Below are 26,488 nucleotides of genomic sequence, written 5' to 3'. Positions count from 1 at the left end.
TGGGAGGCGAGAAAGGGGAGTTACGCGCGTCACTGCGCGTAACAAACCGACGGCATCAGGATATTACGCAGATGAAAAAAAACTTACCGATTTTCCTTCGATTATTGCTACTGCTGTCGGCGGCCGGCCTGTCGTTTGCCGCGCAGGCGGGAGGCATTGCGCTGGGCGCGACCAGGGTGATTTATCCGCAGGGAAGTAAGCAAACCTCCTTGCCGATTATTAATTCTTCTGCCAGCAATGTTTTTTTAATTCAGTCATGGGTCGCCAATGCCGATGGTTCACGCTCGACGGATTTTATCATTACGCCGCCTCTCTTTGTGATCCAGCCTAAAAAAGAAAATATATTACGTATTATGTATGTCGGGCCGTCATTACCGACCGATCGCGAAAGCGTATTTTATTTAAACAGTAAAGCGATACCCTCTGTCGATAAAAATAAATTGACCGGCAACTCCCTGCAAATTGCGACGCAAAGCGTGATTAAGCTATTTATTCGCCCGAAAAATCTGGCGGAGGCGCCAGCTCATGCCCCGTCGACGCTTCGCTGCCGTAACGAGCGCGGCCAGCTAACGATTACTAACCCTTCGCCGTACTACGTTTCGATGGTTGAACTGTACAGCGCGGGGAAAAAACTGCCGAATACTATGGTACCGCCGAAAGGCGCGATCACTCTCCCGGCGACGCCCGGCCAGGTATCTTTGCGCACGGTAAACGATTTTGGCGCAACGACGCCAGCACGCGTTTGTCCAGCTTCATGATGTTATGCGTAATCAGCTTTTCATGACGCGATATTACTCCAGCGTAACTAAACCCGTATTAACCCCGCTGGCGTTGGCTATCGCACTGGCGCCTGCGTCGGGGTGGGCGGAAAACTATTTCAACCCGGCGTTTCTGTCTGACGACCCGTCTGCGGTGGCCGACTTATCGACCTTTTCCCGTAATGCCCAGGCGGCGGGGATGTATCGCGTTGACGTTTACCTGAACAATACGTTTCTCGCGACCAGAGACATTGCCTTCCAGGCGGTGAAAACGACGGGAAAAAGCGCGCCCACCGATGACAGCGGATTACGCGCCTGCCTGACGCCTGAAATGCTTAAAAATATGGGGGTAAACACCGGGGCGTTTCCACTGTTGGCGAAGGCGGCGGCGGGAAGTTGCCCGGATCTCGCCAGTGCGATACCGGCCGCCCGGACCCGCTTTGATTTTGCGCAGCAACGTCTCGACATTAGCATCCCGCAGGCGGCGATGGTTGCCAGCGCCAGAGGCTATATCCCACCGCAATACTGGGATGAAGGTATTAACGCGTTGCTATTGAATTACACCTTTACCGGCGCGAATAGTCAGGATCGGAGCCCTGGCGGCAGTGCGGAGAACAGCTATTTTCTTGGATTGAATAGCGGCCTTAATCTGGGGGCCTGGCGGTTACGCGACTACTCCACATGGAACGCGAATAGCGGCGATCAGAATAGCGACAGCGACTGGCAGCACATCAGTACTTATCTGGAACGTGATGTGGTCTTTTTGCAGGGAGAATTGACGGCAGGCGATAGTTATACCCCCTCCGCATTATTCGACAGCCTTCCTTTTCGCGGGCTACAACTGGCGTCTGACGACAATATGTTGCCAGACAGCATGAAGGGCTTCGCGCCGACCATTCACGGCATTGCCAGAAGCAACGCGCAAGTGACCATTCGGCAAAACGGCTACATCATCAATCAGCGCTATGTGCCGCCCGGGGCATTTACTATTAATGATCTCTATCCCACCGCCGCCAGCGGCGATTTGACTGTGGAAGTCAAAGAGTCCGACGGTTCTATTAATCGCTATAACGTGCCCTATTCCGCCGTGCCGATTCTACAACGAGAAGGGCGGCTGAAGTATGCGGCGACGGTGGCGGAGTATCGCAGCGATAGTAGTCAAAAAGAGAAGGTGAAATTCAGTCAGGCGACCTTGATATGGGGGTTACCGCATGGTTTTACGCTGTATGGCGGAACACAACTTTCCAGTCATTATCACGCGCTGGCGATCGGCAGCGGCGCAAATCTGGGCGACTGGGGCGCGGTGTCGCTGGATGTCACCCAGGCTACCAGTACGCTGGCGGATAATAACACCTACCAGGGGCAATCGCTGCGTTTCCTGTATGCCAAATCGCTTGCACAGTCAGGAACCAATTTACAGCTTATGGGCTATCGCTATTCAACCTCGGGCTTTTACACGCTGGATGATACCACGTGGAAACGGATGAGCGGCTATGACGATGACAGTCGGACTGACAGCGATAAAAGCAGGCCGGAATGGGCGGATTATTACAATCTTTATTATACCAGGAGGGGGAAAGTACAACTCGATATCAATCAACAGCTAGGCGGGTTGGGATCGCTTTTTATTACCGGCAGTCAGCAAAGTTACTGGCACACTGATGAAAAGGATTCTTTGTTGCAGGTGGGATACAGCGATACGCTGGCGGGGATTACATGGAGCGTTTCTTACAACAATAACAAATCCGCAGGCGATGCGGAGCGCGATCAAATTTTCGCGCTGAATATCTCGGTGCCGCTAAGTCAATGGCTGCAACACGATGATGAGGTCACGCGCCATCACAATGTTTACGCTACCTTTAGCACCAGTACGGACAAAGAGCATAACGTTACGCAGAATGCGGGCCTTAGCGGCACACTGCTGGACGAAAACAATCTTAGTTACAACATACAGCAAGGCTATCAGAATCACGGTATTGGCGAAAGCGGCGCCGCTAGCCTGGAATACGATGGGGCGAAAGGCAACGCCAACATTGGCTATAACGTTAGCGATAACGGCGATTACCAGCAGGTGAATTATGGCCTGAGCGGCGGCCTGGTGGCGCACGCGCATGGGGTGACGCTAAGCCAGCCGCTGGGCAATACCAATATTTTGATTGCCGCGCCGGGCGCAGCCAACGTCGGCGTTGTCGACCAGCCGGGTATTCATACGGACGCGCGTGGCTATGCGGTGGTGCCGTATGCGACAACATATCGCCAAAACCGTATGGCGCTGGACGTTAACGCCATGGCGGATGATGTCGATATTGATGACGCGGTGACGCGCGTTGTGCCGACCGAAGGCGCGCTGGTTTTGGCCAGCTTTAAAGCGCGGGTTGGCGCGCGTGCCCTGGTAACGCTGAATCATAACGGTAAGCCTGTACCCTTTGGCGCAACGGTGACGGTGAATGATCGCCATGCGGAGGCGATTGTTGACGAGGCCGGGGAGGTCTATCTTTCCGGGTTGTCAGCGCAAGGCGTTCTGCACGTTCGCTGGGGGAACCTGCCGGATCAACAGTGCGTCGCGTCCTATCATCTCTCTTCCTCCCGTCAGATTCTGAGTCGACAACATGCGGAGTGTCATTAAATGAAAATACCTCTTTTATTTGCTCTGCTGGTGGGAAGTGTCGTATCGCAGTACGCACACGCAGACGTGTGTAAAAACGTTAACGGCGTGCCTTCCAGTATTAATTACGATTTAACGACCACTCTGACGGCAGAACAAAACCAGGTGGGAAAGACGGTTCAACTGGAAAAAAGCCAGGAAGTTAATGTACAGGCGGTGTGTCCCGCCGGCGCGTCGACCTATAGCCAGACTTATCGCTCCTATGTGTCGCCATATCCGGTCGTAGAAACGAGCGGTAACTGGAAATATTTAAAGCTGGACCCGGACTACCTTGAAGGCGGAATGCGAATTGAGGATTCTTCGGCGGGCGATATCTATCCGCCAATGAACAATGTCCTGATGGGATATGATGAAAATGTGAAAGCGGGTCAACCGTTTTACGTTCGTGACTCAAATCTGGAGTTTCAGCTCAAAATTGTTAAACCGTTCGTCGGCACGGTGAATATTAGTCCTAAGACTATGTTCAATGTTTATGTCATGACCGCCGCAGGCGATCCGCTGACAGATGTCGTGTACAGCATTCTTTATAGTGGAACGGTGACCGTACCGCAAAGCTGCGAAATCAACGCCGGACAAACGATTCTGGTGAATTTCGGCGCATTATACAGCGGCAATTTCAACCATGCAGGCCAAAAGCCGGAGGGGGTACGGGCGAAAAAATTTAGCGTACCGGTAAAGTGCAGCGGCCTGGATTCGCAGGTCAATTTAACGATGCGTCTTATCGCTACGCCGGATAGCCACGTTCCCCAGGCTATCGCTTCGGATAATGCCGATGTCGGCGTAGTGGTCGAAACCGATGAAGGAAACGCGCTTATCCCCAATGATGTACAGAGCGTCGCGCCTTTTATCACCGATAGCGCCGGACGCGCTAACATCACATTGCAGGCCTACCCGGTAAGTACAACAGGCGAAACGCCTGCGGAAGGGGCATTTACCGCACTGGCCAGCCTGCGAGTGGACTTTGACTAAATGAACAGATCACACTGCGCTCTTTTTGCCATGGGACTGATGCTGTGTCCACAAATCAATGCCAGCGCTGACGACCTCGCTTATAACCTCGAATTTACCGGCACTATTGTGGCGCAAACCTGCGACATAGATATCTCCAGCCTCAGTCAAAGTATTGATTTAGGGCAGTTTGCAGTTGGCGATTTTCCTTCGACAGGAACAACGACAAAATTTAAGCCCTTTAATATCAACCTCAAAAATTGTTCCCGAGGAATTGCCGGGGCGAAGATCTGGTTTACCGGCGAACCCGATCCGGACAATCCCGCGCTACTGGCGATCACCGATACCGGAATGGGAAGCGGAAACATGTTAGCAAGCGGGGTTGGGGTGGAAATTCTGAATGATGATCAGGATACCATCAGTATCAATAATGCCGACTCGGTGGTCTATCCGTTGAAAGCCGGACGCAACACGCTGTCTTTTTATATTCGCTATAAATCGACCCGGCCGACGGTCACGTCCGGGAACGCGACGGCGGTCATGTATTTCGATATGCAGTATGAATGAGGAGCCATCGTAATTATGCGTAACGATATCCTGTACGGCATCGGGATGCTGCTGGCGGCATCCGGCGTCCAGGCGCACGATGGCCGGGTCTATGTTTCCGGAACCATCACGGACAATACGTGTTCGCTCTCTCCAGGCTCGGAAAATATTAACGTGGCGATGGGCGCGGTTTCTCAACGGCAGTTTTATCGCGCAGGCGACGGTTCCGCATGGCAACCTTTTGCTATCGATTTACAGAACTGCGGCAGCACTGCCAGCGGCGTAACGGTCAGTTTTAGCGGTGCGGCGGACAGTCGTAATACGGATTTATTGGCGCTTACCGCAGGGGAAAGCGACGCTTCAGGCATTGGGATTGCGCTTTATGATCAAAATAAAACCTTAATCCCACTGGGGCAGGAGAGTGATGTGGTGACGCTCAGTCCGGGCCAGGCGTCGGCACATCTGCAATTTTATGCGCGTTATCTTGCCGATGGCGGCGCGGTAACGCCCGGGGACGCCAATGCCTCCGCAACCTTCATTCTTGCCTATGAATAAGCTCTTTTTACGCTGCGCGATATATTGGTGCTTGCTTCCCATATCATGGGCGCAGGCTGGCGTGGTAATTGGCGGTACTCGCTTTATCTATCATGCGGGCGCCCCGGCATTAAGCGTACCGGTAAGTAACCATTCAGAAGCGTCCTGGTTAATCGATACGCATATTTTACCTGGTGGCCGCTGGCCCGGAACCAAAAACGAAGGGAATATCACGCCCTTCGTAGTCACGCCGCCATTATTTATGCTTTCAGCGCGCCAGGAAAACTCAATGCGGGTGGTTTATACCGGCGCACCGCTACCCGCCGACAGGGAAAGTCTGTTTACCTTGAGTATCGCCGCTATTCCCTCCGGTAAACCGGAAGCGAACCGTGTACAAATGGCGTTTCGTTCGGCTTTAAAATTGCTCTATCGCCCTGAGGGACTCGCCGGCAATCCGCAGCAGGCCTACCGGCATCTGATCTGGTCGCTTACCCCCGATGGCGCGACGGTACGCAATCCGACACCCTATTACGTTACGCTCTTTTTATTACGCGCTAACGAGCGCGCCCAGGACAACGCCGGGGTCGTGGCTCCCTTTGCAACGCGTCAAACGGACTGGTGCCGGCACACGGTTCGCTGCACTGTGCGCTGGCAAAGTATTAATGACTATGGGCGGGTAATGACAGCGCAAACCGTGGATCTGACGCGTATTCATTAACTTTTTTTCAGGCGTCTCCCGATAGCGGGAGGCTTTCCGAACTTATCGAACGAGACTTTTATTATGTATTATCACGCGTTAAAACTTTCCCGACTGGCGATGTTGACGTTGGCAGGCGTTGCCGTATCCGCCTCGGCAATCGCCGCCGATTCTGCCCCGACGTCGCAAATTGGCCCGACGGCGGAAGCCTACATCGTCAGTCATCCGGATAAAGTGGGAGAGGTGGTGGCAACGTATTTGGCCGAACATCCGGAATTTTTGGTCGCCGCCAGCGAGACGTTGCATCAGCGTCAGCAGATTGCGCAACAACAGGCGTATGTTCAACTGGCATTACAGTATCGTGCTGAGTTGCTCAGTAGCAGCAGTCCTTCCGTTGGGCCCAACGAGGCAAAAGCGGCGGTGGTGATGTTCTTTGATTACCAGTGCTCGTGGTGCAGCAAAATGGCGCCTGTGGTCGAAAACCTGATTAAGGCGAACCCGGATACCCGGTTTATTTTCAAAGAGTTTCCTATTTTTTCCTCCCGCTGGCCGGTATCCGGACTGGCGGCCAGAGTCGGCGAACAGGTATGGCTTACCCAGGGCGGGGCGAAATATCTCGACTGGCATAATGCGCTTTATGCCACAGGGAAGGTGGAAGGCGCGTTAACGGAACACGATGTCTATACCCTGGCGCAACATTATCTAACGCCGACGCAGCTGGCCGCCGTAAAAGAAGCGCAAAGCAGTGGTGCAGTACATGATGCGCTCCTCACTAACCAGGCACTGGCGCAGCATATGGACTTTAGCGGCACGCCTGCTTTTGTCGTCATGCCTCAGACGCAAAACGGTGATGTAAAACGGGTGACCGTGATCCCGGGAAGCACGACTCAGGATATGTTGCAAATGGCGATTCAGAAAGCGAAGGGGTGATATTCGCTCAGAGGAGAACGCACAGGAGTGAAAGTAAAATGAAGTCTATGCGTTGCGTCATACCGGTGATTTTACTTTCCTTTATCGTTCATGAAGGGACAGCGAAACCGACCGCTCAGATTCATTTTATGGGATCGGTTGTTGAGGCAGGCTGCTGGAATGACGTGGGAACCTTAGAAATTCAATGCCATAATAAAGAGGGAGTTGAACGTTATATTATTGTCGAGAATATTATCACGCCGATATCGTCTCCTCATGCAACGGTAAAACGAGATTATTTGGATGAAGATAAGCAATTAACAGTGCTACGCATTGTCTATGACTGAACCGCGTAGCAGACCGCAGATGGTGTCCCGTCAGTGTCGTGTGAGGATATTATGAAAAATGTTCTCACCTTCCCGGGACACGGTCTACAGACTTTATCTTCAGATAAACGGCGCTAAAAAGAAAAGCACGATCAATAAAAAAAGAGTGGGAATACCAATGGATATAATTTTATTACATCGGTGAGTATGATGTTGAATAGCTTGTGGCGGTATGTCAGCAGCGTCAATGATAAATCTTTCATCGATTTTTATCCCCTGCCTGGGGAGCGTAACAAACAGTTCGAAAAGCCCGATTTGTTGTAAATCTCGTCGCAGCAGATAAAGAAGTTGTGTCAAATTAGCATCGCTAACAAATTGACTTCGCTCTCCCCAAACTGCGTACGCGACACCTTCACGGATAATCAATTCCTGATGTGCGTTTCCTATTAAATAGCTCAGGCACCGGGCCCGCATAAATGTCATTTTGAACGCTGCATTGCTGCGCAAGGACGTGATTTCCCTTAATGATTCATTGTAAATAAACTCATTATTTATTTTATGCTGTCTCATGATTACTCCATTTGTGCTTTCAGGCCATGACATCCCACTTGTTCCGTATAGTCAGCATCGTTGCAACGTGTCCGCTATGCTATGAGCAAGGATAGGTTGGGGCGACAGGCCTGAAAAATCAACTGTCATTAAATTGGCTAAATTGTTTAAGTGAAATAAATGTTATTGTTTTTGTGTTCTTTCTATAAGCATGTTGATTCTGTTTTATCAATATTTAATGAGGTATACATATAACGCGTCGTTTAAGGATTCTCAAACCATGTTTTTGAGCGATACATAATATGTATATCATTATTTTTTATTCAGTTGATGAGAATTGTCTGTTGTGATTCATTAATTTGAAAATGCGGTTAGTTACAAAAAAGGACATAAAAATAATATTTTTCTGCTGTTTGTTTTTAATTTTATTAAGTGTTGCTATGATTTTAGGTTAAGCATTTTTTATGTGCTTGGATGGTAATTTATGTTACCTGGTATAACGTTTATTTCGGCCTGTTGGTCGGTCTTATGGATGCTATAGGATATAGATAAAAAGAACTAAATAAATATTCGATGATGGCTTGCTTTCTCAGGATGAAATTTTATGAGCTGATGGCGATATAAAATATTTTTATGATTTTTTTTGTTATGGAGTTATACATGATAACTATGCTGCACATCTTCGGAATATTACGTTGGACGGGCAGAGAAATTGCCTCTGCATTGCAGAAGTCTCATAACGTATAGTCTGGAGATCATTATGTACGTAAACCAAACAGTCCTCACTCGCCATGCCTGCACCAATAGCGCCGATGAATCAGAAAATTGATACCGATAACGCGATGGTGCAAAACCATAACGCCATATACCAACAGCTCCTCGACCAAATTCGTGAGGACAATACATATACACATGCCGTTATTACCCTTAATCCTTATGGCACCGCGCCGTTAAGCCTTTATCCTGGTGTCTGAGTTGAAAGCAGCGAACCGGGTATCGTGGAGTTTCTGGTTTTTGACAACGGTAATTACCGTTCCCGCGAAGATAATATCAATCTGCCGCCACCGGATAACGACCGCATGAGAGTTGTTTTATTTACTGATGTCGTCAACACGCATGGTGTGATCCGGAACGATGTTATTGATATGTTCCATATAATCAGCAATTGCCTGCGAGGTTTACAGCCCTTTAATGTCTTTGACATTTTTACCTTTCGTGAAGCCAGATCCGCCACGGCCTTTATCGATAAAGGAGTCCAGCGCGACGGTACTGAATGTATTGTCTGCGACCTGTTTACCTTTGATATCAAATTCGACAATACGCTGTCCCAGCGGTTTTGTGTTGTAGTGTTTGAATTTGGCCGTTTTCGACACATGCAGCATGCTGTTCTTCGGAGCGGCTGCATGAGACATCATCGCCTTCAGATCGTTACCGCTAACTTCCACGTTCATTACGTCGTTAGTAAAAGGATACATACTCAGAACATCGACGATCAGGTAATCATCGTCATATCAATAATAGTGTGATGGAGGGCACCGTTGTAGTGATGGCTGAGATGGCAGGTTTTCAGGTATTGCTTACAGCGATAGAGTTGCACTCCTGAGGGGGAAATGACCGTTTGGATCACCCCATGAGTTACGGAACAGCGGGGCAAATCACATCAATCTTTGCTATCAGTTATCCAAAAGGTAAAGCTTAGTACAACACTAAATCTGCGGTATGACCTAAAAAGATGAAGTGTTGATTTAATAATAAACATTGAGTTATTTTTTATAAAAAAACATTTCTCGACACATTATTTTTAAATACTTTTATCCTGCGTGATGTGAGATTTATATCACTATTCTATAACTAGATTTGGTTAAACTTCGACACCGGAGTAAAACATATTCATTGATGAATAAAATATAACTATGGGAAATATATTCAATGTCTCTGATAAAGCGAACAGTATTATTTAGTCTCTTACTTACAATATCTACTGTTTTTAGCCATTCTGTACATGCACTGGAATATAAGAATTCATTTGGATCAATTAATGCCGGTTATGCTGACTGGAATAGTGGATTCGTCAATGTACATCGTGGGGAGGTGTGGAAAGTAACTGCTGACTTTGGTGTCAATTTCAAAGAGGCAGAATTCTATTCATTTATTGAAAGCAACGTGTTAAATCACGCTGTTGCTGGAAGAAATCATACTGTTTCTGCCATGACTCATGTACGACTCTTTGATTCAGATTATACTTTCTTCGGTAAGATATATGGTCAATGGGATAACTCATGGGGCGATGACCTCGATATGTTTTATGGAGCGGGGTATTTAGGTTGGAGCGGGAGTTGGGGGTTCTTCAAACCCTATATTGGTCTGCATAATCAATCTGGTGATTATGTCTCGCAGAAATATGGGCAGACAAGCGGCTGGAATGGCTATGTTATTGGCTGGACTGCAGCCTATAATTTTAATTTATTTGGTGAAGATTTTGTTTTATCTGACTGGAATGAAATCGAACTAGATAGAAATGACGCTTATACGGAGCAGCAATTCGGTCGAAATGGATTAAATGGTGGATTAACACTGGCATGGAAATTTTATCCCCGCTGGAAAGCTACTGTGACATATCGTTATTTCGCGAACAAACTAGGTTATGACGGATATGGAGACCAGATGATTTATATGGTCGGATATTCATTTTAAATAAAATCAAAGGAGTTGAAATGAAAAAAACAGTCATTGCCAGCATGATTGGACTGGCGCTTTGTGCGACAAGTACGTTATCTGTCGTGCACGCGGCTGCCGAAAAACGCCCGAACTTAGTTTTTATTGTGGCAGATGATCTTGGCTATGGTGATTTGGCGACTTACGGTCACCAGATAGTGAAAACCCCGAATATTGACCGCCTGGCGAAAGAAGGGGTCAAATTCACTGAATACTATGCGCCGGCTCCTTTGTGTTCTCCTTCCCGCGCCGGGATGTTAACAGGCCGTATGCCCTTCCGCACCGGTGTACGCTCCTGGATCCCTGAAGGTACTAATGTTTCTATTGGACGTAACGAATTGACCATAGCCAATCTGCTGAAACAGCAGGGTTACGATACCGCGATGATGGGTAAACTGCATCTCAACGCCGGGGGCGATCGTACCGATCAGCCGCAGCCGAAAGAGTTAGGTTTTGATTACTCTCTGGTGAACCCGGCTGGCTTTGTGACCGATGCTACGCTGGATAATGCCAAAGAGCGCCCGCGTTACGGCGTCGTCCACCCAACCGGCTGGATGCGTAACGGCAAACATATTGATCGTGCCGATAGCATCAGCGGCGAATTTGTCAGTTCTGAAGTGGTGAACTGGCTAGATAACAAGAAAGACGACAAACCGTTCTTCTTATACGTTGCCTTTACGGAAGTTCACAGCCCGCTGGCCTCGCCGAAAAAATACCTCGATATGTATTCACAATACATGAGCGAATACCAGAAGCAGCATCCCGATCTGTTCTACGGCGACTGGGCGGATAAACCGTGGCGCGGTACCGGTGAATATTACGCCAATATCAGCTATATGGATGCGCAAGTCGGCAAAGTACTGGATAAAATTAAAGCGATGGGGGAAGAAGATAATACCATTGTCATCTTCACCAGTGATAACGGCCCGGTGACGCGTGAAGCGCGTAAAGTCTACGAGCTGAACCTCGCAGGCGAGACTGACGGTCTGCGCGGACGTAAAGATAACCTGTGGGAAGGCGGTATTCGCGTTCCGGCAATTATCAAATACGGTAAACACATTCCACAGGGCGTCGTTACCGATACGCCGGTGTATGGTCTGGACTGGATGCCGACGCTGGCGAACATGATGGATTTCAAACTGCCTACTGATCGTACATACGACGGGCAATCGCTGGTTCCGCTGTTGGAGCAGAAAACGTTAAAACGTAATAAGCCGCTGATCTTCGGTATTGATATGCCGTTCCAGGATGATCCGACCGATGAATGGGCGATCCGCGACGGTGACTGGAAAATGATCATCGATCGTGAAAATAAACCTAAATACCTCTATAACCTGAAAAAAGATCGGTTCGAAACGCTGAACCAAATTGGCAAACAGCCTGAAATTGAAAAACAGCTGTATGGCAAGTTCCTGAAAATGAAACAGGACATCGATAACGACTCATTAATGAAAGCCCGTGGCGACAAACCAACGCCGGTGACCTGGGGCTAAAAGGATAATTATAAAAAATTAAGTATGCCACTTAGGGCTCTGCCCGCCTGATTCAGCGCCCTCGTGCTGAGTCAGGTTCTTTTATTTTAGGGATACGGAAAATATGCAACGGAAAAGCTGTCAGGTAATGATCAAACCGACCGGGTCGGTGTGTAATCTTGATTGTAAATATTGCTTCTATCTGGAAAAGGAAATGCTCTATCCCGATAGAAAAAACCATTACAAGATGACGGAAGAAACGCTGGCGTTGTTTGTGCAACAGCATATTGCGGCGCAGGACGTGGATGAAGTGATTTTTGCGTGGCAGGGTGGGGAACCGACGCTGATGGGGCTGCCATTTTACCGCCAGGCTGTAGCGCTCCAGCAACGTTATGCTAATGGAAAAGCCATCGTTAATACTTTTCAGACCAATGGCATTCTGATTGATGATGAATGGGCGAGATTCTTCAGGGCGCATGACTTTCTGGTTGGTATTTCGATTGATGGCGATGCGGCGCTGCACGACGAATGGCGGGTAACTCGCGCAGGGCAATCTACCCATCATAAAGTTGAACAGGCGATAAAATGCCTGGCGAGTCATGGCGTTGAATTTAATACTCTCACGGTGGTGAGTCAGAGCAATATGCTGCACCCGCAGCGGGTTTATGCGTATCTGAAATCTATCGGCAGCCGCTATATGCAGTTTATTCCGCTAGTGGAAAGAGCGGCAAATAAAGACGGAATGCTGGCGCATCCGCAGGACGAGCAAACCGCAGTAACCCCCTGGTCAGTGGACGGATTACAGTTTGGAAAGTTCCTGAATGCCATTTTTGATATCTGGATCCGCGAAGATATTGGTGATATCGGCATTCAACTCTTTGAACAAACGCTGGCGGCATGGTGTGGACTCCCCCCTCAGGTTTGCGTTTTTGCGCCCGTTTGCGGTAGCGCTTTTGCAATGGAAATGAATGGCGATGTGTATAACTGCGATCATTTCGTTTACCCGCAATATAAGCTCGGCAATATTAATGACACGCCGCTGCGTCAGATGAATAATTGCGCGCAAAACCAGCAGTTTGGTCTCGATAAAAGCCGCACGATGGCGCAGGAATGCCATACCTGCCCGTGGCAATTCGCCTGTTATGGCGGTTGCCCTAAACACCGCTTTTTGCCTTCGGCTTGTGGACCGATGAAGCAAAACTATCTTTGTGCCGGCTATCAGTGCTTTTTCTCTCATACCGCGCCGATGATGAAAGCGATGAAAACCCTTTACGTAAATAACCTGTCACCGGCGGAGATCCGGTCTGTTTTTTTTAAGTAATGCTCAAGGAGGAACGCATGTTTGCCAATATTAATGTGGACTGCTGTAAAACGCCGGGATGTAAAAATCTGGGCGTGTTGAACAGTCCGGATTATGTCCGCCAGGGAAAAGATGTTCTTTGTCGGGAATGTGGTTTCCTGTTTCCTGTTATTTCCGCTGGGGCGTTAAATCTTTTTCGCCACACGGTAAACCGGGGATGGAAAGGCCTGGTCAAACAGTGTCCTGCCTGCGGCAGCACCTCATTAAAGAAATACGGCTTCTCGACTCAGGGCGAACACCGCATGGCGTGTAGTCAGTGTCGGAAAACGTTCATCGTCCCCGAAAAGGCAAAAAGCGATTGCCGACAGGACGAGCTGGCAACCCTAATTGAGGAAGGGACGTCGCTTGCCGGGATCCGCTCACAGCTGAAATTAGACAGCACAGGCCTTAACCGGGCGCTGTTTAAACTATCCCGTAATGCAAACCTTGCCGAGCGATGCCAGCAGTTTCCGGCCTTCGATATCGCACTCAGCACCCGCGCTTTCCGGGTGAACTATAACGGTGGAGACAGCAGCCTGTATGTTCTGGTGACGGCAGAAGAACAAAGCGGAAGGGTGGTGGCGATTTCGTCAAATTATTCAGCACAGCCGCTGGATAAAGCCTGGCAGTATCAGTCGTATTATGAAGAACGGCTACCTCCGGGAACGCTGGCGCATATGGTGCAACGTAAGGAAGCGATTACAGCGCGCCGCGAAACTTTATTTGATATCGATTACGGCCCGGCCTCGTTATATAAGAATGACTCCGGAATGATCGTAAAGCCGGTGTTGCCTGCCTACCGCCATTTTGAACTGGTGCGGATGCTGACGGACGAACGCTCCTTAAACGTTCAGCATTACCTCGATCATGAATGCTTTATTCTGGGGGGATGCATGATGGCGAATATGCCGCATGTCCATCAGGGCCGTTGCCATATTTCATTTGTCAAAGAACGCGGTACGACGCCGCTGCAAAAAGATATTCCGCCACGCCTGTTTTTAAGCGGCGGTATCCGTAACAATGTCTGGCGTACTTTTTCTACCCGCGATTATGCTATGGCGGTGTGTAATCTCACCGGTAATAAAAAAATTACCCAGCAACGTTATGCTACGTTACAAGGCGCGACGGCGTTCATTAATTATCTGTATGCGCATCCTTTTTTGGCGCAGCTTAATCGTTTGTCACCGGCAAATGTGACGGCAACGCTGGATTATCTGAAGTATGAATATAATCAATCCCGTAAGGTCGGATAACGCATCGCATGCCGTGTGATAGAGCTGAGTCGATGGCTTTTGATTATCAGCCCACCCCTCTCCAGCGTATCTATTTCGTTGTTCCAGCAAGGAACGACAACGATATACTGGAGAGATCATGGGGCCGTTCAAACATCAAAAGAATACGCTTCTTGGCCCGTGTCTTGCCGTCAATCAGAGGATTGATAAGCAAAATGCGATGGTGCTCAACCATACGGCGATTTATGAGCACAGCCTCAGCCAGATTACAGAAAGTAATACAGTACAAAATGCGTTGATTATTCTTAATCCGTTTATGGCCGCGCCATCTCTTGCCAGCCTGGTGAGAGCGATATTATCGATCCGCAGGCGGGCAGTGAGGCGATGGGGCTGCTAATTTTACAGGAGATTGCGCCTACGGAGAAAACCGTGCTTTTTGAAGCGACCATGACGTCAGGTTACTACAAAAACGCGGAAACGAACGGGGAAGGCTATCGCTACGATATTACCAGTTTCCGGGTGTATAAAATGGATCTGTACGCGTAGCGGTCTATCATCAATGACTGACTGCACTAAAAAGGTCCGGCGTAAGTCGGACTTCATTTCGTAAAAAACGAGCTATTCATCATATATAATCTAATTTTAACGATGAGTCAGGCGAGGTAAGATAGTAGATCCGAAGAATTCACCTGATTGAGAGAATAAAAAGTGAAACATCTGCACCGATTTTTTAGCAGCGATGCCTCTGGGGGCATCATTCTCATCATCGCCGCTGCGCTGGCTATGCTGATGGCCAATATGGGCGCGACCAGTGGATGGTATCATGATTTTCTGGAGACGCCGGTTCAGCTACGGGTTGGGGCGCTTGAAATCAACAAAAACATGCTGCTGTGGATCAACGATGCGCTGATGGCCGTGTTTTTCCTGTTGATTGGCCTGGAAGTTAAGCGTGAACTGATGCAAGGCTCGTTAGCCAGTCTGCGCCAGGCCGCTTTTCCGGTGATTGCCGCCATCGGCGGGATGATTGTACCGGCATTGCTCTATCTGGCCTTTAATTACTCCGATCCGGTCACTCGCGAGGGCTGGGCTATTCCTGCCGCGACGGATATCGCCTTTGCGCTGGGCGTGCTGGCGCTGTTGGGCAGCCGGGTTCCGCTGGCGCTGAAAATTTTCCTGATGGCGCTGGCGATCATCGATGATCTCGGCGCCATCGTTATTATCGCACTGTTTTATACCAGCGATCTTTCTATCGTCTCGCTGGGCGTGGCGGCGTTCGCGATTGCCGTGCTGGCGCTGCTGAACCTGTGCGGCGTCAGACGGACAGGGGTATATATTCTGGTCGGGGCAGTGCTGTGGACGGCGGTACTGAAGTCCGGCGTTCACGCGACGCTGGCAGGCGTCATTGTCGGTTTCTTTATTCCGCTGAAAGAAAAACACGGTCGCTCGCCGGCCAAGCGTCTGGAGCATGTTCTGCACCCGTGGGTCGCGTACCTGATCCTGCCGCTCTTCGCTTTTGCGAATGCCGGCGTTTCTCTTCAGGGCGTCACGATTGACGGTCTGACCTCCATGCTGCCGTTGGGAATTATTGCCGGTCTGCTGATTGGTAAGCCGCTGGGGATTAGCCTGTTTTGCTGGCTGGCGCTGCGTTTCAAGCTGGCGCATCTGCCGCAGGGGACCACTTATCAGCAAATCATGGCGGTCGGCATTTTGTGTGGCATTGGCTTTACGATGTCCATCTTTATCGCCAGCCTGGCATTTGGCAATGTCGATCCGGAACTTATTAACTGGGCGAAATTGGGCATTTTGATTGGTTCATTGCTCTCCGCAGTGGTGGGGTATAGCTGGTTGCGCGCGCGTTTGAACGCTCCGGCATAACCAGTACGAAGGAAAGGGGGAGCGATGTATCGCTCCCTTGCGACATTGAACAGGGAGAGGAATGAGCATGTCTCATATTAACTACAACCATCTTTATTACTTCTGGCATGTCTATAAAGAAGGTTCTGTCGTGGGTGCCGCAGAGGCGCTTTTTCTGACGCCGCAAACCATTACTGGTCAAATTAAAGCCCTGGAAGAGCGTTTACAGGGGAAGCTATTTAAACGTAAGGGACGCGGTCTTGAGCCCAGCGAACTGGGCGAGCTGGTTTTTCGCTATGCGGACAAAATGTTTACGCTAAGCCAGGAGATGCTGGATATCGTCAATTACCGCAAAGAATCAAACCTGTTGTTTGATGTCGGCGTCGCCGATGCTTTATCCAAGCGTCTGGTCAGCAGCGTTCTGGATGCGGCGGTGGTGGTGGACGAACCCATACATCTGCGTTGCTTCGAGTCCACGCACGAAATGTTGCTCGAACAGCTCAGCCAGCACAAGCTGGATATGATTATCTCCGACTGCCCGATAGATTCCACGCAGCAGGAGGGGCTATTCTCAGTCAAAATCGGCGAATGTAGCGTCAGTTTCTGGTGTACGAATCCACTTCCCGAAAAAGCGTTCCCTGCCTGCCTGGAAGAGCGACGTTTGCTGGTGCCGGGACGGCGCTCGATGCTGGGGCGTAAATTGTTGAACTGGTTTAATTCGCAGGGGTTGCAGGTTGAGATCCTCGGCGAATTTGATGACGCGGCCTTAATGAAGGCGTTTGGCGCGACGCACGATGCGATTTTTGTGGCGCCGAGCCTTTATTCGCTGGATTTTTATGCCGATGAGTCGGTAATAGAGATTGGGCGCGTGGAGAATGTCATGGAAGAATATCATGCGATTTTTGCCGAGAGAATGATCCAGCATCCGGCGGTGCAGCGTATTTGCAATGCGGACTACTCGGCATTGTTTAAGCTACAGTAGACGTACCTACCGTAATACTTCCGGCTGCGGAACTAGCCCGCAGCCGGAATCATTCTACAAGTTCAGTAGGCTACGGTACTGCCCACCTTCGCGGATAAACACCGGAATTCTGTTCAGTGGCGTAGCGTACTGCAGCGTCTGCCCTCCTGAATAGCTTTCACCGGTCGCAAGATCCGTCCATGTTTCCCCTTCTGGTAGCCAGACATCACGTTCGCGCATATCTTCATGCATGACGGGGGCGATCAGCAGGTCAGGACCAAAACAATACTGGTCGGTGATTGCCCAACTTGTTTCCTGTTCGGGGAATTCAAAGAACAGGGGGCGCATCACTGGCGTATTGTGCTTATGGGTTTCCTCCATCAGCGCTTTGATATAGGGCTTGAGTTTTTCTCGCAACGCCAGGCAACCTGTCAGTACGTCGCATACTTCCTCACCGTAGCTCCAGACCTCGTTCGGCGCACCTGTAGGGCACTGGGCGATACCATCCCGGTATGGTTGTGCGGGTAAAATCTGCGGATCGCGGTTGCCGTGCAGACGCATCACCGGGCTAAAGACGCCCCACTGGAACCAGCGAATCAGCAATTCATGGAATTTCGGGTCGTGAATATTACCGCCATGAAAACCGCCGATATCCGTCGTCCACCACGGTATCCCCGCGATTCCCATATTGAGTCCGGCGGCAAACTGGTTGCGTAGCGATCTAAACGAGGAGTGAATATCCCCTGACCAGACCAGTGCGCCGAACTTCTGACTGCCGGCCCAGGCGCAGCGTAGCAGGTTGATAACCTGGTCTTCGCCATCGGCTTTCATGCCGTCAAAAAAGGTTTTAGCGTACATACGTGGGTAGATATTGCCCACTTCCAGTACCGGCCCGGCATGGTAGCGATAGTTGTCGTAGTCGTAAACGCTGAACTCAGGTTCGGCTTCATCTAACCAGAATAACTTCACGCCTTTATCGTAATAGTTGCGTTTGGCTTTGCCCCAGACGTAGTCGCGCGCGCCCGGATGAGTCGCATCAAAGTAAGTGGTATTGCCGAGGAAATCCATATTGATCGGCAAGCCACGTTCCGTTTGTACCAGCCAGCCGTTTTCGCGCATTTCCCGATAGCTTTCGGTACGGTTATCCACCGTCGGCCAGACGGAGACCATCAGTTCAATTCCCAGCGATTTCAGCTCGGCAATCATGGCATCAGGATCGGGCCAGTCGCGCGCATCGAACATCCAGTCACCCTGATTCGGCCAGTGAAAGAAGTCGATTACGATCACTGAGATAGGCAGATTGCGGCGCTTATATTCGCGGGCGACCTCCAGCAGCTCTTCCTGTGTACGATAACGGAGTTTGCACTGCCAGAAGCCCATGGCGTAGTCCGGCATCATCGGCGGCGTGCCGGTAGCCAGCGCGTAAGCCCGGCTAATTTCTGCCGGGGTATCGCCAGCCGTGATCCAGTAGTCTAACTGTTCGCTGACCTGCGCTTCCCATTCGGTAACGTTTTGGGCAAAGGTTACGCGTCCGACTGCCGGGTTGTTCCATAAAAATCCGTAGCCCAGACTGGAGAGCATAAACGGTACTGAGGCCTGGGAGTTACGTTGCGCCAGCTCAAGCACGCATCCTTTGAGATCCAGGTTGGCCTGTTGATACTGCCCCATGCCATAAATTTTTTCCCCTTCGGTGGCTTCGAAGCGGGCTTTCAGTGAATATTTCCCACCCTGAATCGGGCGGAACTCGCGTCCCTCAAGGTTGAGTGCGCTGACGTACTGGCCGTGAGATGATTCATCCTCGCCAATTTCGCCCCGCAGGCGCCAAAACTCCTGCAACAGGGGTTTGTGTGGATGGCGGTAAAAGGTAACTTGTCCTTTTTGATTGACGATAGCGATAATTTTGCCATTGGTCAGCGTTGCCTGGTGGTGCTCATAATCAATGTGGCACTGGCTTTCTGCGACTGGCTCAGTCAATGCCCAGTCTTCATTTCTCATTACCGGCAGATGACGGCCGCTGCGTACGCGCAGGCTGTTCTCGCCCCAGGGTTCAATCCATAAATAGCGATCGTTTTGCTGCCAGACCAGACGACGCGGGTCTTGTTGCATAAATGGCATGGTGGTGCCTCCCATATTCGAGGGTGAAGGTAAAGAACGTTATGAGTTGACGGTTTCCAGATCGTGGCGAATCTTCTCTTCCATCGCTTCGTATTTGCGAAAGAAAAGTAGTGGGATCGCTGCGAGCGCGAAGAGTAGGGCGGGTGCCCAGATAAAGGCCCAGATAATGCCCTCCAGACCCGCAGCACTCTGGGCATGGTTGGGGACATAGCCAAAACTGTTCATGATCCAGGCGGCGAAAGCGGTGCCGAGGCCACTACCCATCTTGATGCAGAAGGTGCTGCCGAAGGCGATAAGAATGCCGGTAGCCTTAATACCGGTCTTCCAGGCGCCAAAATCAACGGCGAAGCCCAGCATGGCAAATGGCATTGAGCAGGCGATACCGCTGCCGATATTGCCGAGTATCCAGGCGGCGATGAGGAAAGTAATGTTGTCCGCTGCCAGCCACATCATGACGCCGCCAAACGTGGCGACCAGCAGACCGCCTACCCATATCCAGGTTTTAGCCAGGTATTTGCTAAAGAAGGGGATAGCGATGATAAACAGGATCTGAATCGTCGCCAGGCTGTTAATCAGCGGTACCAGATCTTTACGGTCGAGGTTGTAGGTCAGATAATAGACAATGGTCGTGTTGCGCTGCTGTAGGGCAATCCAGAAGATCAGATTAGCCAGCACCATCAGGATCCACGGCCAGTTACCTTTCATCGCCGCGAAACTTTTTTTCATCGGCAACTTAGGTTCATGCTGTATTTTATCCGTATCCATTTCACGAATGTTTTTAAACGCAAAGAGCGTTAGCGCGCAGGATATAATGGCAAACGTAATTGCCGTATAAATAAAACCAGCGTGATCATCACCGTTACCTAAAAAAGCGACTAACGGCAAGGCGGTCGCGTTCATTAATAAAACCCCAATTTGCCCACCGGTCATTCGCCAGGAATTTAAAACCAGTCTTTCCTTGGGAGATAAGGTCATCAGGGGTAATATTGCACTGAGTGGTGTATTAAGTCCGGTAAATAGAATGCTGGCAATCATATAAGATATTGCTGCATAGATGGCTTTTCCTGTCATACTGATATCAGGAGACCAAAATGACAGCGCGCTGAATACCGCAAAAGGCAGCGGTAACCATAAAAACCAGGGACGACATTTACCGTAGCGTGAACGCGTTTTATCGATGATGATCCCCCATATGGGGGCGTCTATGCCATCGATAATACGCGCCAGCAGCAGGATAACGCCTGCTACGGCAAGGCTAATGCCCGCAACGTCTGTGTAGAAATATAAAATGTACGTTGAACCGAAGCAGTACAGCAGATTACCCGCCACATCCAAAGAGCCGTAGCTAATACGCTGTAGTAAAGACAATGATGCTGACCCGGAAGGCTGGGTATCCTCAATGACAGAACTCATAATGATAACTCCGATATTGGTACGATACGCCCAGAAAAACAACCTCTACTTTCTAAGCAAGTTTTGAATATTATTTTTATGTCGTTTTTGAATTTAACCTCAGATTAAAATGAGTAAGTAAGGTGTACATGAAAAGTAGTTAACCCGACGGCATCAATCAATTATTAAATCTTACATCAGGATTGCGTTTATTAGTTTTTGAATGAGCGATGTTTTTATTTGCTAAGGTGGTCACAGTTTTTTCAGTAATGAAATAAAAAAAGGAAAATAGTGAAAGAAAATAACTTTCAAGTATTACGTGACTGAGGGAGGGATAGCTGAAAAAATAGGCTGGTTAGTAAGAGCGTGAACGAGTGAGATCAGCGCCAGCGGTTGACGAGCAAAACGGCAGATAGCAGGCATAAAAAAACCCGCTTTACGCGGGTTTTTCTACAAAGCTGATAACAAGCAGGCGATTAAGCCAGTTTGTTGATCTGTGCAGTCAGGTTAGCTTTATGACGTGCAGCTTTGTTTTTGTGGATCAGACCTTTAGCAGCCTGACGGTCCACGATCGGTTGCATTTCGTTAAATGCTTTCAGTGCAGCAGCTTTGTCGCCAGCTTCGATAGCTGCGTATACTTTCTTGATGAAAGTACGCATCATAGAGCGACGGCTTGCGTTGTGCTTACGAGCCTTTTCAGACTGAACGGCGCGCTTCTTAGCTGATTTGATATTAGCCAAGGTCCAACTCCCAAATGTGTTCTATATGGACAATTCAAAGGCCGAGGAATATGCCCTTTTAGCCTTCTTTTGTCAATGGATTTGTGCAAATAAGCGCCGTTTAAATTGCAGCACTCGTTGCGTAGTGATGGCGCAGGATTCTACCAGCTTGCGTGCTGTGAATACAGCCTTTCCATGAGAAAAATTGCATTAAGCGGCGGGTTTTGGGGCGGAGTTTGCCGCATGGCGATGAAAAGCATCTTCTTTATGTTTCATCAGGGCAATAGTCGGTTAACCTTGACCGCTGTACAAGGTATACTCTTGCGATTTTCACTGTTTTGAGTCAGACATGAAGCTGATACGCGGCATACATAATCTCAGTCAGGCCCCGCATGGGTGTGTGCTGACCATTGGTAATTTCGACGGCGTACATCGGGGGCATCGCGCTCTACTGCAGGGTTTGCAGGAAGAAGGACGCAGACGCGGTCTGCCGGTGGTGGTCATGATTTTCGAACCGCAGCCGCTGGAGCTGTTCGCGACGGATAAAGCGCCCGCCCGCCTGACGCGCCTGCGTGAAAAACTGCATTACCTTGCGCAGTGCGGCGTGGACTATGTGCTGTGCGTGAAATTCGATCGTCGCTTTGCCGCTTTGACGGCGCAAACGTTTATCAGCGAACTGCTGGTGGAGCGACTTGGCGTGCAATTTCTTGCCGTCGGCGATGATTTCCGCTTTGGTGCTAGCCGTGCGGGCGATTTCTTGTTATTACAGAAGGCGGGGGCGGAGTATGGTTTTGCGGTTTCCAGCACCCAAACCTTTTGTGAAGGCGGCGTGCGTATCAGTAGTACCGCAGTGAGACAGGCGCTGGCGGAAGATAACCTGGCGCTTGCCGAAAGTCTGCTGGGACATCCCTTTACTATTTCCGGGCGTGTCGTTCATGGCGACGAGCTGGGACGTACCATTGGCTTCCCGACGGCGAACTTACCGCTGCGCCGTCAGGTCTCCCCGGTCAAAGGGGTCTATGCGGTGGAAGTCACCGGGCTTGGCGATAAGCCGTTACCCGGCGTAGCGAACATTGGCACTCGTCCAACGGTGGCTGGCGTGCGTCAACAACTGGAAGTGCATCTGCTGGACGTTGTAATGGACCTCTACGGTCGCCATATAGATGTAATACTGCGTAAAAAGATACGTAATGAGCAGCGATTTGCGTCGCTTGATGAGCTAAAAGCGCAAATCGCACGCGATGAGTTAACGGCCCGCAAGTTTTTTGGGCTAACCGGGCAGGCATAACCCTGACGGTGTTTATCAAACCGAAATACGGAACCGAGAATCTGATGAGTGACTATAAATCGACCCTGAATTTGCCGGAAACAGGGTTCCCGATGCGCGGCGATCTCGCCAAGCGTGAACCGGGAATGCTGGCGCGTTGGACCGATGATGATCTGTACGGCATCATTCGTGCGGCCAAAAAAGGCAAAAAAACCTTCATTCTGCATGATGGCCCTCCATATGCGAATGGCAGCATTCATATTGGTCACTCAGTTAACAAGATTCTGAAAGACATTATCGTGAAGTCCAAAGGACTGTCGGGATTTGACTCGCCTTACGTGCCGGGCTGGGACTGTCACGGTCTGCCTATCGAGCTGAAAGTCGAGCAGGAGTTCGGTAAGCCGGGCGAGAAATTCACCGCCGCTGAATTCCGCGCCAAGTGCCGCGAATATGCCGCTACGCAGGTTGACGGCCAGCGTAAAGACTTCATTCGTCTGGGCGTGTTGGGCGACTGGTCGCATCCGTACCTGACTATGGACTTCAAAACCGAAGCCAACATCATCCGTGCTCTGGGCAGAATTATCAAAAACGGTCATCTGCACAAAGGCGCTAAGCCGGTGCACTGGTGCGTTGACTGCCGTTCCGCGCTGGCGGAAGCGGAAGTTGAATATTACGACAAAACGTCACCGTCTATCGACGTGGCGTTCCGCGCCGTCGATCAGGATGCGGTGAAAGCGAAGTTTGGTCTGCCGGGCGTGAGCGGCCCTGTGTCGCTGGTTATCTGGACCACCACGCCGTGGACTCTGCCGGCTAACCGCGCCATCTCTCTGGCGCCGGACTTTGATTATGCGCTGGTGCAGATTGACGGTCAGGCGGTGATTCTGGCGAAAGATCTGGTTGAAAGCGTCATGCAGCGTATTGGCGCGGCTGAATACACCATTCTCGGCACCGTTAAAGGCGCGGAGCTGGAACTGCTGCGCTTTACCCATCCGTTTATGGGCTTTGACGTGCCGGCGATCCTCGGCGATCACGTCACCCTGGACGCCGGTACCGGCGCGGTACATACCGCCCCTGGTCACGGCCCGGATGACTACGTGATCGGCCAAAAGTATGGCCTGGAAACGGCTAACCCGGTTGGCCCGGACGGCACTTACCTGCCAGGCACATATCCAACGCTTGACGGTGTTAACGTCTTCAAGGCGAACGATATCGTTATTGAACTGCTGAAAGAAAAAGGCGCGCTACTGCATGTCGAAAAAATGCAGCACAGCTATCCGTGCTGTTGGCGTCACAAAACGCCGATCATTTTCCGCGCGACCCCGCAGTGGTTCGTCAGCATGGATAAAGAAGGGCTTCGTCAACAGTCCCTGAAAGAGATCAAAGGCGTTCAGTGGATCCCGGACTGGGGTCAGGCGCGTATTGAATCAATGGTCGCTAACCGTCCTGACTGGTGTATCTCACGTCAGCGTACCTGGGGCGTACCGATGTCGCTGTTCGTGCATAAAGAAACGCAGGAGCTGCTGCCGATTGAGCGTACTCTGGCGGCGATGGAAGAGGTGGCGAAACGCGTTGAAGTTGACGGTATCCAGGCGTGGTGGGATCTCGACCCGAAAGAGATCCTCGGCGAAGATGCCGATCAATACGAGAAAGTTCCGGATACGTTGGACGTTTGGTTTGATTCCGGTTCCACCAGTTACTCCGTGGTTGACGCACGTCCGGAATTCGCCGGTCACGCTGCCGATATGTATCTGGAAGGGTCTGACCAGCATCGCGGCTGGTTTATGTCCTCCCTGATGATTAGCGTGGCGATGAAAGGCAAAGCGCCATACCGCCAGGTACTGACTCACGGTTTCACCGTCGATGGTCAGGGGCGCAAGATGTCCAAGTCCATCGGTAACACCGTGTCGCCACAGGATGTGATGAATAAACTGGGCGCGGATATCCTGCGTCTGTGGGTGGCGTCTACTGACTATACCGGCGAAATGGCGGTCTCTGACGAAATCCTCAAACGTGCTGCCGACAGCTATCGTCGTATCCGTAATACCGCGCGCTTCCTGCTGGCGAACCTCAATGGCTTCAATCCGGCCACCGATATGGTCAAACCGGAAGAGATGGTGGTGCTGGACAGGTGGGCGGTGGGCTGCGCGAAAACGGCGCAGCAAGAGATTCTGAAGGCATACGAAGCTTACGACTTCCATGAAGTGGTACAGCGCCTGATGCGCTTCTGCTCCGTTGAAATGGGCTCGTTCTACCTCGACATCATCAAAGACCGCCAGTACACCGCGAAGGCCGATAGCGTCGCGCGTCGTAGCTGCCAGACTGCGCTGTATCATATCGCAGAGGCGCTGGTTCGCTGGATGGCACCGATCATGTCCTTCACGGCTGATGAAATCTGGGGCTACCTGCCGGGCGAGCGTGAAAAATATGTCTTCACCGGCGAATGGTACGACGGGTTGTTTGGCCTGGAAGAGAATGAAGAATTTAATGACGCATTCTGGGACGATGTCCGCTATATCAAGGACCAGGTCAACAAAGAGCTGGAAAATCAGAAAGCCAATGGCATCAAATCGAACCTGGAAGCAAAAGTGACGCTGAAATATGCTGACGATGCTAACGGTACGATCAAGAAGCTGAAACTGTTGGGTGAAGAGGTCAGGTTTATCTTCATTACTTCCCAGTTCGTGATTTCTGAGCAAGCGGGGGGTATTGATGATGAAAATATTCAGTACAATGCTGGTAATACGACAGTTCAGGCAGTGGTAACGCGTGCCGAGGGCGATAAGTGTCCGCGCTGCTGGCACTACACTACTGATGTCGGCAAGGTGGCGGAACATGCAGATATCTGCGGACGCTGTGTCAGCAACATCGCCGGTAATGGCGAACAACGTAAATTTGCCTGATGAGTAAACCACTCTGTTCAACAGGACTACGCTGGCTATGGCTGGTAGTAGTCGTGCTGATTATCGATTTGGGCAGCAAATACCTGATCCTCCAGAATTTCGCTCTGGGGGATACGGTAGGGCTGTTCCCGTCGCTTAATCTGCATTATGCGCGTAACTACGGCGCGGCTTTTAGCTTCCTGGCGGATAGCGGCGGCTGGCAGCGCTGGTTCTTTGCCGGGATTGCGATAGGGATCTGCGTAATTCTTTTGGTGATGATGTATCGCTCGAAAGCGACGCAGAAGCTGAATAACATCGCTTATGCGTTAATCATCGGCGGCGCGCTGGGTAACCTGTTCGACCGCCTGTGGCACGGCTTTGTTGTCGATATGATCGATTTTTACGTCGGCAACTGGCATTTCGCGACGTTCAACCTTGCCGATAGCGCGATCTGTATCGGCGCGGCGCTGATAGTACTGGAAGGCTTTTTGCCGAAACCGACAGCGAAAGAACAGGCATAAGCGTAAATACCGGGTGGCGCTTATCCGGTTTTGTAGGCCTGATAAGCGCAGCGCCATCAGGCAAACGTGGTGCCGGATGGCGGTGAAAAC

24 protein-coding genes and 2 pseudogenes are annotated in these 26,488 nt (G+C 50.4%); 21 read left to right on the top strand and 5 right to left on the bottom strand.

Annotated elements, in window-relative coordinates:
• Positions 1 to 71: 71 nt before the first annotated feature.
• The 8 genes from bcfB (at position 72) to EOS98_RS19095 (ending at position 7,404) form a co-directional block, all read left to right on the top strand.
• Positions 72 to 758, top strand: a complete 687-nt coding sequence (gene bcfB, locus EOS98_RS19130) for a fimbrial biogenesis chaperone BcfB (RefSeq protein ID WP_000739906.1) — start codon at positions 72 to 74, stop codon at positions 756 to 758.
• Between the two features lie 4 nt (positions 759 to 762).
• Positions 763 to 3,384 (top strand): fimbrial usher BcfC, encoded by a 2,622-nt coding sequence (gene bcfC, locus EOS98_RS19125; RefSeq protein ID WP_126524303.1) that lies wholly within the window; start codon positions 763 to 765, stop codon positions 3,382 to 3,384.
• The gene (locus tag EOS98_RS19120; RefSeq protein WP_126524302.1) at positions 3,385 to 4,392 is read left to right on the top strand and encodes a fimbrial protein BcfD; all 1,008 of its coding nucleotides are present in this window, start codon (positions 3,385 to 3,387) and stop codon (positions 4,390 to 4,392) included. It begins immediately after the preceding gene.
• On the top strand, positions 4,393 to 4,938 hold the full coding sequence (locus EOS98_RS19115) for a fimbrial protein BcfE (protein ID WP_001082038.1): 546 nt from the start codon (positions 4,393 to 4,395) through the stop codon (positions 4,936 to 4,938). It begins immediately after the preceding gene.
• 15 nt (positions 4,939 to 4,953) lie between these two features.
• Complete coding sequence (locus EOS98_RS19110) at positions 4,954 to 5,472, top strand: fimbrial protein BcfF (RefSeq protein ID WP_001243232.1); 519 nt, start codon at positions 4,954 to 4,956, stop codon at positions 5,470 to 5,472.
• Positions 5,438 to 6,169 carry a fimbrial chaperone BcfG gene (bcfG, locus tag EOS98_RS19105; protein WP_077950170.1) on the top strand — a complete coding sequence of 244 codons (732 nt, stop codon included), beginning with the start codon at positions 5,438 to 5,440 and terminating at the stop codon, positions 6,167 to 6,169. Before EOS98_RS19110 ends, bcfG begins: the two co-directional genes overlap by 35 nt.
• A 63-nt stretch (positions 6,170 to 6,232) precedes the next feature.
• The gene (locus EOS98_RS19100) at positions 6,233 to 7,078 is read left to right on the top strand and encodes a DsbA family protein (RefSeq protein ID WP_000291393.1); all 846 of its coding nucleotides are present in this window, start codon (positions 6,233 to 6,235) and stop codon (positions 7,076 to 7,078) included.
• Positions 7,079 to 7,116: 38 nt separating this feature from the next.
• Positions 7,117 to 7,404: a hypothetical protein gene (locus tag EOS98_RS19095; RefSeq protein WP_000839833.1), complete on the top strand. Its 288-nt coding sequence runs from the start codon at positions 7,117 to 7,119 to the stop codon at positions 7,402 to 7,404.
• Positions 7,405 to 7,503: 99 nt separating this feature from the next.
• On the opposite strand, the gene EOS98_RS19090 is transcribed toward EOS98_RS19095, so the two are convergent.
• Complete coding sequence (locus tag EOS98_RS19090) at positions 7,504 to 7,953, bottom strand: winged helix-turn-helix domain-containing protein (RefSeq protein WP_064013435.1); 450 nt, start codon at positions 7,951 to 7,953, stop codon at positions 7,504 to 7,506.
• A gap of 770 nt (positions 7,954 to 8,723) precedes the next feature.
• Here EOS98_RS19090 and EOS98_RS24730 point away from each other — a divergent pair.
• A pseudogene (locus EOS98_RS24730) lies at positions 8,724 to 8,903 on the top strand (arylsulfatase); the annotation flags it as partial.
• Between the two features lie 207 nt (positions 8,904 to 9,110).
• On the opposite strand, the gene EOS98_RS19080 reads toward EOS98_RS24730, so the two are convergent.
• On the bottom strand, positions 9,111 to 9,407 hold the full coding sequence (locus EOS98_RS19080; RefSeq protein WP_126524301.1) for a 5'-nucleotidase C-terminal domain-containing protein: 297 nt from the start codon (positions 9,405 to 9,407) through the stop codon (positions 9,111 to 9,113).
• A 454-nt stretch (positions 9,408 to 9,861) separates the two neighbouring features.
• On the opposite strand from EOS98_RS19080, the gene EOS98_RS19075 reads away from it, so the two are divergent.
• From EOS98_RS19075 to nhaR, 8 genes and pseudogenes are all read left to right on the top strand, one after another.
• Complete coding sequence (locus EOS98_RS19075) at positions 9,862 to 10,626, top strand: outer membrane protein OmpK (RefSeq protein WP_000052612.1); 765 nt, start codon at positions 9,862 to 9,864, stop codon at positions 10,624 to 10,626.
• 20 nt (positions 10,627 to 10,646) lie between these two features.
• Positions 10,647 to 12,140: a sulfatase gene (locus tag EOS98_RS19070; RefSeq protein ID WP_000754366.1), complete on the top strand. Its 1,494-nt coding sequence runs from the start codon at positions 10,647 to 10,649 to the stop codon at positions 12,138 to 12,140.
• 103 nt (positions 12,141 to 12,243) lie between these two features.
• Positions 12,244 to 13,440: an anaerobic sulfatase maturase gene (locus EOS98_RS19065; protein ID WP_126524300.1), complete on the top strand. Its 1,197-nt coding sequence runs from the start codon at positions 12,244 to 12,246 to the stop codon at positions 13,438 to 13,440.
• Positions 13,441 to 13,457: 17 nt separating this feature from the next.
• Positions 13,458 to 14,711 carry a hypothetical protein gene (locus EOS98_RS19060; protein ID WP_000457885.1) on the top strand — a complete coding sequence of 418 codons (1,254 nt, stop codon included), beginning with the start codon at positions 13,458 to 13,460 and terminating at the stop codon, positions 14,709 to 14,711.
• A 118-nt stretch (positions 14,712 to 14,829) separates the two neighbouring features.
• Complete coding sequence (locus EOS98_RS25175) at positions 14,830 to 15,087, top strand: aryl sulfotransferase (protein ID WP_126524299.1); 258 nt, start codon at positions 14,830 to 14,832, stop codon at positions 15,085 to 15,087.
• Positions 15,009 to 15,236, top strand: a pseudogene (locus EOS98_RS25170) (arylsulfatase); the annotation flags it as partial. The gene EOS98_RS25175 and the pseudogene EOS98_RS25170, both read left to right, overlap by 79 nt.
• Before the next feature lie 162 nt (positions 15,237 to 15,398).
• On the top strand, positions 15,399 to 16,565 hold the full coding sequence (nhaA, locus tag EOS98_RS19045; RefSeq protein WP_000681340.1) for a Na+/H+ antiporter NhaA: 1,167 nt from the start codon (positions 15,399 to 15,401) through the stop codon (positions 16,563 to 16,565).
• A 61-nt stretch (positions 16,566 to 16,626) separates the two neighbouring features.
• Positions 16,627 to 17,526 (top strand): transcriptional activator NhaR, encoded by a 900-nt coding sequence (gene nhaR / locus EOS98_RS19040; RefSeq protein WP_000062872.1) that lies wholly within the window; start codon positions 16,627 to 16,629, stop codon positions 17,524 to 17,526.
• A gap of 54 nt (positions 17,527 to 17,580) precedes the next feature.
• On the opposite strand, the gene EOS98_RS19035 is transcribed toward nhaR, so the two are convergent.
• The 3 genes from EOS98_RS19035 to rpsT form a co-directional block, all read right to left on the bottom strand.
• Entirely contained in the window at positions 17,581 to 19,620 is a 2,040-nt protein-coding gene (locus EOS98_RS19035; RefSeq protein ID WP_094963787.1) for a TIM-barrel domain-containing protein, read from the bottom strand.
• A gap of 39 nt (positions 19,621 to 19,659) precedes the next feature.
• Positions 19,660 to 21,033, bottom strand: coding sequence for an MFS transporter (locus EOS98_RS19030; RefSeq protein ID WP_000099989.1), 1,374 nt, complete (start codon positions 21,031 to 21,033; stop codon positions 19,660 to 19,662).
• 455 nt (positions 21,034 to 21,488) lie between these two features.
• On the bottom strand, positions 21,489 to 21,752 hold the full coding sequence (gene rpsT / locus EOS98_RS19025; protein ID WP_001518655.1) for a 30S ribosomal protein S20: 264 nt from the start codon (positions 21,750 to 21,752) through the stop codon (positions 21,489 to 21,491).
• A 105-nt stretch (positions 21,753 to 21,857) separates the two neighbouring features.
• On the opposite strand from rpsT, the gene EOS98_RS19020 reads away from it, so the two are divergent.
• From EOS98_RS19020 to lspA, 4 genes are read left to right on the top strand one after another with little or no spacing between them, the layout of a single operon-like run.
• On the top strand, positions 21,858 to 22,073 hold the full coding sequence (locus tag EOS98_RS19020; protein WP_001726890.1) for a DUF2575 family protein: 216 nt from the start codon (positions 21,858 to 21,860) through the stop codon (positions 22,071 to 22,073).
• Between the two features lie 7 nt (positions 22,074 to 22,080).
• Entirely contained in the window at positions 22,081 to 23,019 is a 939-nt protein-coding gene (gene ribF / locus EOS98_RS19015; RefSeq protein WP_126524298.1) for a bifunctional riboflavin kinase/FAD synthetase, read from the top strand.
• 44 nt (positions 23,020 to 23,063) lie between these two features.
• Positions 23,064 to 25,898: an isoleucine--tRNA ligase gene (ileS, locus tag EOS98_RS19010; protein WP_001670710.1), complete on the top strand. Its 2,835-nt coding sequence runs from the start codon at positions 23,064 to 23,066 to the stop codon at positions 25,896 to 25,898.
• Complete coding sequence (gene lspA, locus EOS98_RS19005) at positions 25,898 to 26,398, top strand: signal peptidase II (protein ID WP_000042739.1); 501 nt, start codon at positions 25,898 to 25,900, stop codon at positions 26,396 to 26,398. The genes ileS and lspA overlap by 1 nt, the downstream gene beginning before the upstream one ends.
• The last annotated feature ends 90 nt before the right edge of the window (positions 26,399 to 26,488 follow it).

Source organism: Salmonella sp. SSDFZ69, assembly GCF_004010755.1.
Lineage (GTDB): Bacteria > Pseudomonadota > Gammaproteobacteria > Enterobacterales > Enterobacteriaceae > Salmonella > Salmonella enterica.
This window is presented reverse-complemented; position numbering and strand designations above follow the sequence as displayed.

Excerpts from the sequence above, each read along its gene's own strand:
- lspA (WP_000042739.1), top strand. The coding sequence starts at position 25,898 with ATGAGTAAACCACTCTGTTCAACAGGACTACGCTGGCTATGGCTGGTA.
- EOS98_RS19080 (WP_126524301.1), bottom strand. The coding sequence starts at position 9,407 with ATGTATCCTTTTACTAACGACGTAATGAACGTGGAAGTTAGCGGTAAC.
- nhaR (WP_000062872.1), top strand. The coding sequence starts at position 16,627 with ATGAGCATGTCTCATATTAACTACAACCATCTTTATTACTTCTGGCAT.
- EOS98_RS19030 (WP_000099989.1), bottom strand. The coding sequence starts at position 21,033 with ATGAGTTCTGTCATTGAGGATACCCAGCCTTCCGGGTCAGCATCATTG.
- EOS98_RS19070 (WP_000754366.1), top strand. The coding sequence starts at position 10,647 with ATGAAAAAAACAGTCATTGCCAGCATGATTGGACTGGCGCTTTGTGCG.
- EOS98_RS19065 (WP_126524300.1), top strand. The coding sequence starts at position 12,244 with ATGCAACGGAAAAGCTGTCAGGTAATGATCAAACCGACCGGGTCGGTG.
- EOS98_RS19120 (WP_126524302.1), top strand. The coding sequence starts at position 3,385 with ATGAAAATACCTCTTTTATTTGCTCTGCTGGTGGGAAGTGTCGTATCG.
- EOS98_RS19115 (WP_001082038.1), top strand. The coding sequence starts at position 4,393 with ATGAACAGATCACACTGCGCTCTTTTTGCCATGGGACTGATGCTGTGT.
- bcfG (WP_077950170.1), top strand. The coding sequence starts at position 5,438 with ATGCCTCCGCAACCTTCATTCTTGCCTATGAATAAGCTCTTTTTACGC.
- EOS98_RS19090 (WP_064013435.1), bottom strand. The coding sequence starts at position 7,953 with ATGAGACAGCATAAAATAAATAATGAGTTTATTTACAATGAATCATTA.
- bcfB (WP_000739906.1), top strand. The coding sequence starts at position 72 with ATGAAAAAAAACTTACCGATTTTCCTTCGATTATTGCTACTGCTGTCG.
- EOS98_RS25175 (WP_126524299.1), top strand. The coding sequence starts at position 14,830 with ATGGGGCCGTTCAAACATCAAAAGAATACGCTTCTTGGCCCGTGTCTT.
- EOS98_RS19095 (WP_000839833.1), top strand. The coding sequence starts at position 7,117 with ATGAAGTCTATGCGTTGCGTCATACCGGTGATTTTACTTTCCTTTATC.
- ileS (WP_001670710.1), top strand. The coding sequence starts at position 23,064 with ATGAGTGACTATAAATCGACCCTGAATTTGCCGGAAACAGGGTTCCCG.
- bcfC (WP_126524303.1), top strand. The coding sequence starts at position 763 with ATGCGTAATCAGCTTTTCATGACGCGATATTACTCCAGCGTAACTAAA.
- EOS98_RS19060 (WP_000457885.1), top strand. The coding sequence starts at position 13,458 with ATGTTTGCCAATATTAATGTGGACTGCTGTAAAACGCCGGGATGTAAA.
- EOS98_RS19100 (WP_000291393.1), top strand. The coding sequence starts at position 6,233 with ATGTATTATCACGCGTTAAAACTTTCCCGACTGGCGATGTTGACGTTG.
- ribF (WP_126524298.1), top strand. The coding sequence starts at position 22,081 with ATGAAGCTGATACGCGGCATACATAATCTCAGTCAGGCCCCGCATGGG.
- EOS98_RS19035 (WP_094963787.1), bottom strand. The coding sequence starts at position 19,620 with ATGCCATTTATGCAACAAGACCCGCGTCGTCTGGTCTGGCAGCAAAAC.
- EOS98_RS19075 (WP_000052612.1), top strand. The coding sequence starts at position 9,862 with ATGTCTCTGATAAAGCGAACAGTATTATTTAGTCTCTTACTTACAATA.
- EOS98_RS19110 (WP_001243232.1), top strand. The coding sequence starts at position 4,954 with ATGCGTAACGATATCCTGTACGGCATCGGGATGCTGCTGGCGGCATCC.